This window comes from Acinetobacter genomosp. 33YU (assembly GCF_001990725.1).
In the GTDB taxonomy this organism is placed as follows: domain Bacteria; phylum Pseudomonadota; class Gammaproteobacteria; order Pseudomonadales; family Moraxellaceae; genus Acinetobacter; species Acinetobacter seifertii.
The window spans coordinates 35,514-48,584 of record NZ_LFZQ01000007.1 but is presented as its reverse complement, the minus strand read 5'-3'; the positions used below and the strand labels follow the sequence as shown (position 1 = coordinate 48,584).

The window sequence follows — 13,071 nt, the reverse complement described above, 5'->3', positions numbered from 1 at the left end:
AATTAAATAATTTCTAGCCAATTTCACATTGACACCTTAATTGTTCAAGATTACCATTTGCGGGCTGGCCTACATTGCCAGTCGGTTTTGACGGACCGATGATTCGACCGCATCAGATTATTCCTTTCTGAGGGATAGTTTTATGTGTGCACCTCGTTCCCTCCCGTAGCGGTAGGACGGGAGTGGGACACCTTCGGGTGTGCTGGAAGTCGAACCCAGTCCGTCAACCTGCTTCCGTTCTGCCACCATAATTTATAATGCTTTGGCAGAACTCCCAAAAGAAGGAGTTGGCTATGCACATTCATAAATTATTGGCAGTCACTGTCAAAATCTATATCGACACCACTTAAATCACTTTAAAGCAGCTCGATCGCCGTAAGGTTTTCAGGCTTTAAATTATTACGTCTAAAAAACTTGCTTCAACAATAAAACCTGAGATGTGCCAAGCACAGTCTTTATGGCTTTGCTGTGCCTTTTTTTCTCCCAGAAAAGGCACAGGCTTTTTAATCTCTTTTAGAAACAACAAGAACTTAAAACGGTAAAACTATGTCAAATTTAGAAATATCTTCGAAAAAACTACATGTTGTTCAAACTGCTATACGACTATTTACAACTTATGGGTTTCATACAGCAGGCGTAGACCTCATTTCCAAAGAAGCCAAAATACCGAAAGGCTCCCTTTATAATTACTTTCGTTCGAAAGAGCACCTTGTTGAAATGTGCATTGTTTTTCAAAAGAGCAAACTTAAAGAAGAAGTGCTCGCCATTATTTACTCAAGCCGTTACCGCACTTCAAAAGATAAACTCAAAGAGATTGTCGTTTTACATGCCAACTTTAATAGCCTGTACTACCTTTTACTTAAAGCCTATTTTGAAATTAAAATCGCCTACCCACAGGCTTACCGTATGGCAATGGAGTATAGAAAATGGTTGCATCATGAGATTTTTGACCTTATTTTTAGTTTAGAAACTCATGATTTAAAACCAAATGCTGACTTGGTTTTAAACCTTATAGATGGTTTGATGTTCCAGATTTTAAGCTCAAACAGTTTGGATGAAAGGGATGTGGTGGTGGAGAGGTTTTTTGGGGGGGATTTTAAAGTTTTTTAATATAATTATTCAAATATGAATACATTCAAAACTTACTTAGAACAAATAGTTTTATAAGTAATCTTAGATAGTTAACTGCTTGCCTATAGGATTATATAAAGTGTAAAATTTTAATTGTTATTTATACTCTATATAAAATTAATGATAATCCCAAATCATATTTCCTTCTTAAAAAAAATTTCAACAACTCTCCAGACTTCAGATAATCATAATATTGAGGTTTGGGAGTTAGTGATAGATGACGAGAGTGACCTTTGCAGTTGGGCTAAACATTTTAGAGAATGCTATTGTTTAGATGATGAAATTGATATTTTACGCGAGGGAACAGGTTTAAGTAGAGCAGGTTATCTGGAACAATTAGTTTTTCCTGATAGAAGCATTGCTCCAGGTCCAAGTATACGTTCTGGAGATTTTGCAGAGTTATTAATTGCAGATTACTTAGAATATTTGATGCAATATTGGGTGCCAAAAGGAAAGTTCGCGGAAAAAGAAAGTCGGAACGAATCAGCTAAAGGTGTAGATATTTTAGGTATAAAGGTTAATGATATTAATAAGGAGTCTATAGATGATGTGCTTTTAACATTTGAAGTAAAAGCTCAATTAACAGGTAAAACTTATAATAATAGATTACAAACAGCAATTGACGACTCGTCCAAAGACTACTTTAGACAAGCAACTACTTTAAATGCGACTAAACGAAGATTGGTTCATTCACAGCAATTTGATAAAGTTATTTTAGTTCAAAGATTTCAGAATCCGGTTGACCGTCCTTATAAATATTTATCTGGAGCTGCTGCAGTATTATCGGATTCCGCATATGATGAATTAGCAATTACAAAGCAAACTGCTACTAGTAAACATCAAAATGTTAGCAATTTACAGTTAATTGTCATTCGTGGAACTAATTTAATGCAATTTGTTCACGCACTTTATGAAAGAGCTGCGCATGAAGCCTGAATTCAATAGTAAAAGATTATTTGGTATAACTCGCTCAAAGGGAAAAATGTATGAATTAGAAATACCAGAAAATTTACATATTTCTATTCCTGAAGATAGTGATCCAGAGAAACTTTTGGTATTTACTATTGGAGTTTTAGGAGATGCAGCAGCTTATCTATGTGATTATGAAGCAAAAAAACTACCTAAAGAAATGCTTGATAATTTATTATTTAGTGCTAGCTTTTTCGATGCATTTGTTGAATCCAGATTAAATTTAAATATTAGTTTTGAATTAATGCTTATTGCATCATCAACATATTATTTAGCAGGCAGGCCAGGTAGTAGTTTAGTTATTGCAAGAAGATTGTCGCAGTATTCATTAGAGGATCAAGAATCCTCATTACAAAAATTTTTAAGATGGTTGCTTTTATCAAACTGGGGAAATTACCATTCTTATAATAAGGAATTTTATGATTTTAGATTAAGTAATATCTCAGAACTATTAGCTTTTCATTTCTTTAATGGTGAAAATGTTTATGAGTTAAAGTCTGAATTAGAATTATTTCGACAGGAATTATATAAGAATGGCTCAGCAATAGAGCTTCTATACTCAGAATTAATTATTGCTATTATTAAGTTGAGATTAAAATTTTCTAGTTGGAATACATTACCAGTATATAGTAATCTTGAAAAAGATAAGTGGAAAAATATTATCCAAAAAAAGGATTTTCCAAAAGAACTTTGGCCTTCCCAGATTAAAATTGGTGAAATGGGTCTGTTTAACGGAATTTCTGGTGTCATCCAAATGCCAACTAGTGCTGGAAAGACAAAATCTGTTGAGATAATTCTTCGTAGTACCTTTCTAAGTAATAAAACAAAATTAGCAGTAGTGGTTGCCCCTTTTCGTGCATTATGCCATGAAATTGCCCAAACACTGAAAGAAGCATTTAAAGAAGACTCTATTCGTATTAATGAGTTATCAGATGTTCTGCAATTAGACTTTATGATTGAAATGGCAGAATTATTTGGTAATCCGGAATCATTCATAACTGGTTCAATATTAGTAGTAACACCTGAGAAATTTTTATATTTATTAAGACAGAAAAATAATTTAATCAATCATATTGGTGCAATTATTTATGACGAAGGCCATCAGTTTGATACTGGAAGTCGAGGTGTTACTTATGAATTATTATTAACTGAAATTAAAAAAATTTTACCGATTGAAGCTCAAACAATATTAATATCGGCCGTGATTAACAATGCCAAGGATATTGCAAGTTGGTTAATTGGAGAATATGGAGTGGTAGTCGATGGTCAAAATCTACTATCTACCTCTAGGTCTATAACATTTGCAAGCTGGATCGAAAATTTAGGCCAGCTAATGTTTTATGAGAACCAAGATTATAGTAAGTATGATTACTTTTTACCTAGAATACTAGTCCAGCAAAACTTACAATTATTGGGTAAAGAACGAAAGGAACGAATATTTCCATCTAAAAATGATGCCACTGAGATTGCAATTTATTTAGGATGTAGACTTGTATCCAACGGAGCAGTTGTAATATTTAATGGTAGAAAAGATTCAGCATATAGCTTAATAAAAAAAATGGTGGATGCGTATAATCGTGGATTTCTTCTGCCTTCTCCCTCCACCTATTCAGATATTGAAGAAATTAGAAAATTATATAATTTGATTAGTGCAAACTATGGGAAAAATTCAATTTTAAGCCAAGCTGCATTATTAGGTGCTTTTTTGCATCATGGAGCTACACCAACTGGACTAAGATTATCTATAGAATTTGCTATGCAACAAAATCTTATTAATTTTGTTTCCTGTACTTCGACCTTGGCACAAGGAGTTAATTTACCAATACGATATCTTATTATTCCGAGTATTTATCAAGGAGGAACAAAATTAAGAGTTAGGGATTTTCAGAACTTAATAGGTCGGGCTGGCCGTTCAGGAATGCATACAGAAGGTCTAATAATTTTTTCAGATCCTGAACTATACGATAAAAAGAATATTGAATATTTTAGATTTAATGAAGCAATAAACTTACTAAATCCAGATAATACTGAGAATATTACAAGTTCTTTATTAAGTATTTTTATGCCAATTTCAATAAAAATTACTAAATATCAAACTATAGATTTAGATTTTCCTATAAATTTACTTATATGTGATGGAAAAGAAATTAATAGTTGGGTAGATAAACAAACAGTAAATTTTCCTAATTTAGGTAAAGAATATTTTTTGAATGAAATAAAATGGAGAAAAAAACTCACTGCTGCCATAGAAAGTTATTTAATGGCTAATCGAGGAGAAGAGGATTTTGTAAGCTTCTTAGAATCTGTAGCTATTTTAGCAGAGACCACTTTGGCATACGATTTAGCAAGTGAAGTTTTAAAAGAAAAAATCGTTGCTTTTTTTAAAGCATTAGCAAAATATATTGAAGAAAAAGAACCTTTAAAAGAGACACAATATATTTTTTCCAAAACTTTACTAGGAATTGATAGCTCTAAAGAAATTTTTAATTGGGTTGAGTTTAATAGAGACTATTTATTAAATATTTATGATAATAATGAGTGGCTAGTAGCTATTTGGGATCTTTTAATTAAACAAATCGATGACTCCTCTCTTAACTCAATTATTCCAAATGATTTTTTAATAAATTTAGCAAAAAAATGGATTAATGGGGAATCATATGAAAAGTTAAATAGTTTTGCATATGAAAGTGGTGCAAAAAAGCCATTTGGTACTAAAATGAGAAAATTATCTGAAGATGATATTTATAATTTTTGTGAAAATACATTAGGATTTCACGCTTCTTTAATTGTTGCTGCAATTGGGTTATTCTTATTTGGTGATAATTTCGTTTCTGAAAATGAACATGCTTTAAGTTTATTGTTATTTCAAAAATCTTTAAAGTATGGCCTGTCTAATAATCAATATATTTCATGTTATGAATTTGGCTTTTCAGATAGATTTTTAGCCCAAAATATATGTGATGTATTAATGTTTGAGGGCTTTGTCGAAGACGAATTTTATAAAGCCACAAAAAGTCATTTACATGTTATACAAAGAGTATTAGCATCATACCCTTCTTACTATTCTACTATTTTGAGTGAGTAAAATTTTATTATTAATTTTTGATATATATTTAACTTGGAAATATTCTAATTTCTTAAAAAAGACAGCTATAGTTTATTTTTTAAATTTCTCCTCATATAGAGTTATCTTTCTTTAATTCTGTTTACAGTAGGAAGTTACGTTAGAGTGGTCGGAGTCTACATAAATTACACTTTTGGTCCTAGAGCAAGTTACAAAGGTATGTGCCTTCTTTATTACACATTGCTTAAAATGTATACAGAAACCTCTCTAAAACGAGTTGGAACGCTACAAACGCGGATGATACTTTAAATTTCACTCTTCCCAATAAGTGAGGTGAGCAATGAAATTGTTAGCTTTGATTAGCATGGGAGTTGCAGCAAGTTATTGGTATAAAACTATAAAAGATAGCAAGCCAACTCTTCTGAAACCAAATTTTGATGAAATCGTAAAAAACTTTGTATTAGCAGAATTTAAAGTCTAATGCATATTGTTAAATTTAGTTAAATAAAAAGCTCATCGGAAGATGAGCTTTTTATTACGTCACATCCTCAAATTTACTTTTTAGTCGTATCCACAGAAACTACAACAGATAGACCTGGGCGCAACAACTTAATATCTTTTTGGTTTTCAATTAGCTTGATTCGTAAAGGTAGACGCTGAACGATCTTGGTAAAGTTACCTGTCGCATTGGTCGCCGAGATTGGAGAGAAAAATGCGCCAGTAGATGGAGAGAAGCTGTCTACTATACCTTTTAACTCAATATTGTAAGCGTCAACATAGACAGTGACAGGCTGACCGATTTTAATTTGTTTTAGCTCAATTTCACGGAAGTTTGCTTCTACATAGACTTGATCTAAAGGCACAACGACCATGAGTGGATTACCAGCGCTTACAAAGTTACCTACGTTAGCTGACTTTTGCCCGATCATGCCATCAATAGGTGCTCGAACTTCTGTATAACTCAAATTCAGCTTTGCTTTATCAAGTGCCGCTTGAGCTTGTTTTAAAACAGCTTGTTTGGCTTGAACCTGAATTTTATATTGGTTGAGCTGATACTGTGCATCGGTAACTTTTTCTTTACTGCTGTCTAAGTCAGCATATTGCTCAGTCAATGTAGTTTTTGACTGTTGTGTAATTAATCTAGACTCAGCACCAAGTGCCTGTAGTTGCTCATAACGCGCTGTATTATCTTTGGTGAGTTTAATTCCAGCTTCTACTTTTCTAAGCTGAGCCTCTGTTTCTCTAATAACAGTCGGTTGTCTTTCTACTGCCAGCTTTGCTTCATTTAAATCAGCTTCAGCTTTAGCATAATTAGACTCTGCTTCAGCTAAAGCAGCTTCATAATCTCTTGCATCAATCCGTGCCAAAAGCTGGCCTTTTTTTACGGTCTGATGATCTTTAATATAAATTTCTTCGATATTTCCAGAGACTTTAGGGGCAATGGTTGAGTATTCTACATCTACACGTGCATCGTCTGTTTCAATAGTCGAAGATGGTAAAAATATAAGTTTTAAAACCCATAAAATAGAGGCTAAAACAATAATGAACGCAATAACCATAACCCAATGCTTTTTGAGATATTGCACCTTTGTTAATTTGGCTGACTCGGTCGCAGAGTGATCTTGGGCTTCTAGAGTACTCATAAAGATTTTCCTGAGTTATGACTATTCATTAACTTAATGAGAGCAATGCGTGGTGGATAAGTTCTAACGGGTAATATCAGCATCACAATGAATAAAATTGCAGTAAGGCCAGCTAAGATGAGATATTGATCGCTAATCACTAAAACAGATTGTTGCGCCTGAATCGCAGAATTTAGGGCAGATAAACCGCCTGAAACACGATCTACACCATTTGCGGTAAGCACAGGGGGAGTAAGTGGATTAATGACAGGGCCTTGAATATTTTGGAAAACATGTTGTGCAGTATTTTCAATTAGCCGTGTTGAGTGGTATTCACCGCGGACACGATTGACCCAATCCAATATACACACACCCAATACACCGCTAATCGCACGCGGGGTATTAATCATAGGCGAAGCATAAATTGCCATGGTTGGATGAACACTATTTGTACCCATCATTAAGAGTGAGAGCACTACACAGGTTTGGCCCAAACATGAGATGGCATGCCAAAAGTAAAATTGGTCTTGATTCCAAGTGGTATCGAGTTGACTTGCACCTAAACAACCGGCCATTACCAGAAGTAAACCAAAGCCATGTACATAACGGCTGTCGACCCAAGCTTGATTTAAAAGCTTAATAACAATTGGGATATAAATAAATTGTAAGGCCGCAATTTGTAAACCAATCCACATGGTTTGAGTTGGTTTATAACCATGTACAGCGCTTAAGTAATTGAGTGGTAAAGTGCTTGTTGACATGCCAATAACCACAAAACAAAACAGGGCAATAACGGCATAGGCAAAATTTCGTATTTCGAGCATTTGCGGTTTAATTAATGGCGTTGGATAGCGCCATTCATGTATTAAAAATAAAGGTAGGGTAATGGCACTGATTAAAGCCAAAACACAAATCAATTTAGAATGGAACCAGTCCAAGTGATTGCCATGTAAAAGCATGGTACTTAAGCTTGCTAAGCTAATAATCGCTAAAATGGCACCTGTCCAATCATAAGTTTTTATTTTTGAATAATTTAATGGATCTTGGGGAATACCAAAATACACCAGTGCAGCACTTAGCGCACAAAACGGAATGGTTTGGAAAAATATCATTTTCCAACCAATCACATCTAAATAAAACGCAGAGAGTGCAGCACTTAAGTTGGGAAAGAAAGTTGCTGTTAGCGCATAGCAAGCCAACCCCCATAAACGGATTTCTGGCCCTAGAAATCTAAGTGCACAGGCCATGAGTAAAGGAATGGTCAAACCATTGGCAAGCCCTTGCAAGCCACGCAATAAATAAAATATTTCAATGTTGGGACTAAAAGGAATTAAAACGCTAGAGACGAGACAAAGACCTATGGCAAAAAGAAGGACTCTACGCATGGAAAAAATAACGGCCCAACTGGTAGAGAGAATCATGCCAATAATCATGGCACTGGCATAAATACTGCTGACCCAATAACCAGAGTCGACACTAATACCCATTGCACCGCGAATATCGACCAAAGTAATACTGGTAATTCGGTTATTAAATTCGACAGTCATTGCTGCAAAAATTGCACCTGCCAAACCGATGAGTGGTCGTATATTCATCTTTTACCTTAAATTTTAAAAATGAACTCGTTGCATAGTGCAGTTATTGAACTCAACTGTACCGATCGGTACTGTACTATCTTATTAAAATTACGTCAATTCTCGATTTTGAACTTTTCGATGAGTTACACTAATCATGAAATTTCTAAATATATTTGTAGGTTCGTATGTCTGATTGCATTAAAGCCAATGAGAAAGATCAAAAAATTCTAGATGCAGCAACAAAGTTTTTTCTGATCCACGGTTTTAGTGGCACAACGACAGACATGATTCAAAAAGAAGCTGGTGTTTCAAAAGCCACCATGTATGCTTGTTTTAAAAATAAAGAAGCAATGTTCGCTGCGGTCATTGAACGCCAATGCACCAACATGCAAAAACAAATAATTTTAGTTGAGACGCAAGCTAAAAATTTACGTTCAGCTTTAACAGAGATGGGTAAAACTTATCTCTGCTTTATATTGTCACATTCAGGTTTGGCATTTTTTAGGGTTTGTATTGCTGAGGCAGTTAGATTCCCGGAATTATCTGAAAAATTCTTTCAAGTTGGCCCCCATCGCCTTGCAAATATTATTGCGGGTTATCTTGAAAAATCAGTCAAACAAGGAGAAATTGAGTTAAGTTCTTCCTCTGAAGCTGCGGCAAATATCTTTTTATCGCTTTTACGAAGTGATGCTCATTTAAAATGTCTGACCCATCCTGATTATTTAATATCTGAGAGTGAAATTAGTATTTGGGTTGAATATGTAGTCGATTTATTTTTAAAGAATATGAATTATCAAGAAAATAAAAGTTCTACATAAAAGTGATAAAACGAAGGCCGCGAGAAGCGGCCTTTTTAATTCTGTCTGAAAAAGATTTATGGTTAATGATGTCCCTGTGAAACACCACCATTACCATCTGGAAGGCTAATGCGAATGTTTTGCATCATGCCTTGATCTTCATGATCTAGAATATGGCAGTGCAATACAAAGTCACCAATGTAGCGTTGGTACTTGGTTCTAACAATGACTTTATAACTGGCTCCTTTTACATTTTTAACCCAAATGGTGTCTTTCCATGTACCTTTGAGACCACGATATTGTGGGTCGGGTGGAGCGGATTTGTCGTAGTCATCAACGGCGTTGATATCACTGACATCTTTATTATTAGGGGCTATGATCGCTACGATCTGAAACGGGTTTACATGAATGTGGAACGGGTGACTGGCCAATTTAGAGGTGAGTATCCATTCATCGGTTTTACCTAACTCAAGTGTGCGGTCAATTCGATCTGGTTTATATGGTTTTCCATCGACCTGAAATTGAGTTGGATTAGCCTTAGTATCAATATTAAATTCTAAAAATTGTTTATTTGGTGTTGCCGGTAAATCCTGATGAGGAACAAAATGACTGAGCTTTAAATTTTGTTGTAAATCTTGAAGCACAGCGGGACGCATTTCTGGTGCAATATTGCGTGTTGCATTATTGCTTAACACTGTCGTTAAAGACTGAGGTGCTGAAGTGGGTTTAGTAACTTGAATAATCCCAAGTAAGCGTCTCTCAGAAGATGTGCGGTCCACGTTAGCAGAAGCTGAAGCAGCTTCATCAATCAGACAATAGCGGCCTTCTTGCGGGAATTGCATTAAGGCATCGAAACGGTAACCCGGTTGAAAAACAGTGACTGTTTTATCCATGACTTGTTTGAGGGTTAAGCCATCGGCTGCAATAAGGTGTTGACTTACAATCGGGCCTGTACAGCTTTCTCTTAATAATTGCTTTTCACCCGTTGGTGTTAAATCGAGTTTAGAAGGGATGTTTTGCATTTGGCGAACGCTCAGGTTAATACTGTCGCGGACACCAGCATGAATCATTCGCCAACGTTCGACTTGTCCTTCTACAGCTTGAGTAATGAAAGGTTGAACTTCACCATTAATGCTTGTGTATCGTCCTGATTTCCCCCAACCGCCGACACCAAAGCCCTGATAATCCCTAATTTCACCAATTTGATTATTTGGGCAAATATAATTACCTTTTGAGTCAGTTTGAATTTTGCCGTTAGCATCATAGCAAGCATATTGAATTTGCTGAAAAACGAGCGTTCGTTCTTTAAAACCATAGGTGAGTAAATCTAAATCACCTGTTTTATTTGGTGTGGGCTGTCGATATCCACGAATAATTAGCGCACCCGCCATACCACTTGCGACTTGAATCGCGGTTGAACCATGTCGATGCGGATGATACCAAAACGTTCCGGCCGGATGATCAGGCGGTATGTTGTATTCATACTGGAAGTTAACACCCGGATTAATCGAAACTAAAACGTTATCACTATTTCCTGCTGGGTTAATCCATAACCCATGTGTATGCATATTGGTACCATCAAAACAATGTGGTTTATTCACATCAAAATGATCACCAGTACAACTAGGGTCTTTAGGAAGTTTTCTGTGAGTTATTGGATCTATATCAAGCTGATTATCTAAAGTTGCTCGTACAGTTTCACCAGGAAACACCTCAATGGTTGGAGCAATATAAGGCGTATTGGGCTGTGTATTTGTACCTTGATAGCTGCGTAACATGACTTTGTCATAACTGTTTGTTGCTGGGTTCCAGAGTCTATTTATTGTTTTTTTAACCTCCCAAGTAAACAGTGCTTCATTTGAAGACTGCATTTGCGGAACGGTTGTTGTGGCAGTAGTAGGGCTTGGTACCGCAAGTAAAGCTTGATGATTACGTGCAACAGACATTTCAGGAGGGTCTTCTAATATACGGTCAGAAGACTCCTCTGCTAAGGCATACCCACTCACTAACGTTAGAGGGGTATATAATATTAAATGAGCTATTTTCATAATAAATATAGGCCTGAAAAATCAGGCCTCTCCCTTAATTATTATTTTGAAGTTTCTAAGCGAACTTGAGAAATGCTCAGTCCTTGAGAACTTACCTTTTGCTTCACTGGGTTAAGGGTTAAATCGGTAGCAACAAACTGAACCTCTAAGTCTTCAGCAGGTACGCCTAATTGATTAACTTGATCGCTGACTTGATAGACCAATTGACCCATAGCACCATTGCTCGCATGCCCGCCGTGGCTATGATCTAACACACCGAAATAGTTAATTGTGGCAACATAAATTTTTTGGTCAGGTTTATTTTTAGGAGATAAATAAATCTTATAAGTTAGATTTGGATTACCCACCATTTGTACATTATCTAAGATTAAATAAGTTTGTCCTGATGAAAGTGTAGTTTGAGAAAGTTGACTAGCACTTTTTAAGAACGTTGTGGTTTGAGGCGCTAAAGCTACTTTTTGACTTACACCCATCAGTTGAATGGTTTTATTACTGCTGACTGGTTTATGCGCCTTTTTGAATAGATTTACTTTTCCTGCTTGACTACTCATAACTGGTGCTTGAACTTTACATGCATTTTCATTGGTATAACGCACCGGAATTTTACCAGGGGTAAATACATCAGCAATGGTCATGGTGACTTTATTGCCGTTTTCGTCTGCAAAGGTGTATCGAGTGTTATACCAGCTATCTGGCATACCTAAGTTTTTCTTTGCCCACTCAAGTGTAATGGGTTGTCCATTGGCTTTTTTATTTAGCCAACATTGCCACAAGCGGTCGATATTGGCATGGTGCATATAAAATACAGGGTCTAAACCTGCAATTGGTACAAATCCCATATCTGGCAGCACACAGTTTTTACCTACCGCGCAGTGCATTACACCATGAGGCTGAGACTGTAACTGGTTGGAAAATGATGTGAAGTCATTCCATTTAAATGCTTGGGCAGCGCTGGCATCGTCTGGATCTATAGCGCTGATATTCTCATTTAAACCAGGTGTACGGAACTGGTCATATAAGCTACCTGCTTGTTTACCTCGAACCAATTGAGGCAGCGCTAGTCCTTTCCCATTAGCCGCTTTTTCTTGGTAATAGTCCCAATAAGGAAGAGAGTAATCTTGTCCAACATACTTACGCACTGTTCGCTCATAAAAATAAAGCATCATACGGTGCCAAGGTAAGAAGTTTAGATTGCCATGTTGGCATGTACCCCAAACTTCATCGGTAAAGCCATCTTTTGGAACTGTAGAATTTTGAATATGTTTATAGTAACTATCACACAAGGCTTGACTATTATCTTGTAAGCAACCTGCCATACGGTTTTTAAGATATGTAGTTTTATCAGTGCCATGTGTACCCGTACCAAAATAGCCGTGAGTATTTGCCCAATAATTAAAACTTGTACGAAACTCCGGAGATAATGGATTTGCATTATTATTTGCTCGCATTTTTTCCAGACCTTTTTGCAGTGCGCTTACTTTGGCTGGGTCTTTTGCAAACTCCGTGGCACTCATTCGTAGTGAGTCGGCATGTGTTGCTAAGCTCATGCCACATAAAAGAGTACCTAATATATAATAATTTCTTTTCATGGTTTAAAATCCTTGTCGTGTTTAATATTCTTATAGTTAGTAAGTTATTTGTAGTATGAGAAATTTCCAAATAATTGGATAATTCTTGTACATTAATCTAGCACATAAAGTAATCATTATTAAAGATTTATCTTTAATATTAACTTTAGATTAATTTACTTTTTAAAGCTGTAATTTTTTAGAAAAACTTAATTTTATTATTTTAACTAAGATTTTGTTTATTATTAATTATTTATTTAATTGATAAAATTAAAAATGAGAAAATAACTATATT

At 35.5% G+C, this 13,071-nt stretch carries 9 protein-coding genes; 5 read left to right on the top strand and 4 right to left on the bottom strand.

All coding sequences use genetic code 11. The annotated features are described in order from the left end of the window. Positions 1 to 546: 546 nt before the first annotated feature. From AC056_RS07730 to AC056_RS07715, 4 genes are all read left to right on the top strand, one after another. A complete protein-coding gene (locus AC056_RS07730; RefSeq protein WP_077163445.1) occupies positions 547 to 1,110 on the top strand; it encodes a TetR/AcrR family transcriptional regulator in 564 nt (187 codons plus the stop codon). A gap of 231 nt (positions 1,111 to 1,341) precedes the next feature. Continuing rightward, the gene (locus AC056_RS07725; RefSeq protein ID WP_213033477.1) at positions 1,342 to 2,067 is read left to right on the top strand and encodes a hypothetical protein; all 726 of its coding nucleotides are present in this window, start codon (positions 1,342 to 1,344) and stop codon (positions 2,065 to 2,067) included. Next, entirely contained in the window at positions 2,057 to 5,185 is a 3,129-nt protein-coding gene (locus AC056_RS07720) for a DEAD/DEAH box helicase (RefSeq protein WP_077163247.1), read from the top strand. The genes AC056_RS07725 and AC056_RS07720 overlap by 11 nt, the downstream gene beginning before the upstream one ends. A 319-nt stretch (positions 5,186 to 5,504) precedes the next feature. Then, entirely contained in the window at positions 5,505 to 5,645 is a 141-nt protein-coding gene (locus AC056_RS07715; protein ID WP_002050829.1) for a hypothetical protein, read from the top strand. A 73-nt stretch (positions 5,646 to 5,718) separates the two neighbouring features. On the opposite strand, the gene AC056_RS07710 is transcribed toward AC056_RS07715, so the two are convergent. Continuing rightward, a complete protein-coding gene (locus tag AC056_RS07710) occupies positions 5,719 to 6,807 on the bottom strand; it encodes an HlyD family secretion protein (RefSeq protein ID WP_077163246.1) in 1,089 nt (362 codons plus the stop codon). Further along, complete coding sequence (locus AC056_RS07705) at positions 6,804 to 8,381, bottom strand: MFS transporter (RefSeq protein WP_077163245.1); 1,578 nt, start codon at positions 8,379 to 8,381, stop codon at positions 6,804 to 6,806. Before AC056_RS07705 ends, AC056_RS07710 begins: the two co-directional genes overlap by 4 nt. 167 nt (positions 8,382 to 8,548) lie before the next feature. Between AC056_RS07705 and AC056_RS07700 the strand changes: the two genes are divergently transcribed. Further along, a complete protein-coding gene (locus AC056_RS07700; protein WP_077163244.1) occupies positions 8,549 to 9,181 on the top strand; it encodes a TetR/AcrR family transcriptional regulator in 633 nt (210 codons plus the stop codon). 62 nt (positions 9,182 to 9,243) lie between these two features. Here AC056_RS07700 and AC056_RS07695 read toward each other — a convergent pair whose 3' ends face one another. Further along, positions 9,244 to 11,208, bottom strand: a complete 1,965-nt coding sequence (locus AC056_RS07695; protein ID WP_077163243.1) for a multicopper oxidase family protein — start codon at positions 11,206 to 11,208, stop codon at positions 9,244 to 9,246. A gap of 41 nt (positions 11,209 to 11,249) precedes the next feature. After that, on the bottom strand, positions 11,250 to 12,797 hold the full coding sequence (locus tag AC056_RS07690) for a tyrosinase family protein (protein ID WP_077163242.1): 1,548 nt from the start codon (positions 12,795 to 12,797) through the stop codon (positions 11,250 to 11,252). Between the last annotated feature and the right edge of the window lie 274 nt (positions 12,798 to 13,071).

Excerpts from the sequence above, each read along its gene's own strand:
- AC056_RS07700 (WP_077163244.1), top strand. The coding sequence starts at position 8,549 with ATGTCTGATTGCATTAAAGCCAATGAGAAAGATCAAAAAATTCTAGAT.
- AC056_RS07695 (WP_077163243.1), bottom strand. The coding sequence starts at position 11,208 with ATGAAAATAGCTCATTTAATATTATATACCCCTCTAACGTTAGTGAGT.
- AC056_RS07715 (WP_002050829.1), top strand. The coding sequence starts at position 5,505 with ATGAAATTGTTAGCTTTGATTAGCATGGGAGTTGCAGCAAGTTATTGG.
- AC056_RS07720 (WP_077163247.1), top strand. The coding sequence starts at position 2,057 with ATGAAGCCTGAATTCAATAGTAAAAGATTATTTGGTATAACTCGCTCA.
- AC056_RS07730 (WP_077163445.1), top strand. The coding sequence starts at position 547 with ATGTCAAATTTAGAAATATCTTCGAAAAAACTACATGTTGTTCAAACT.
- AC056_RS07690 (WP_077163242.1), bottom strand. The coding sequence starts at position 12,797 with ATGAAAAGAAATTATTATATATTAGGTACTCTTTTATGTGGCATGAGC.
- AC056_RS07710 (WP_077163246.1), bottom strand. The coding sequence starts at position 6,807 with ATGAGTACTCTAGAAGCCCAAGATCACTCTGCGACCGAGTCAGCCAAA.
- AC056_RS07705 (WP_077163245.1), bottom strand. The coding sequence starts at position 8,381 with ATGAATATACGACCACTCATCGGTTTGGCAGGTGCAATTTTTGCAGCA.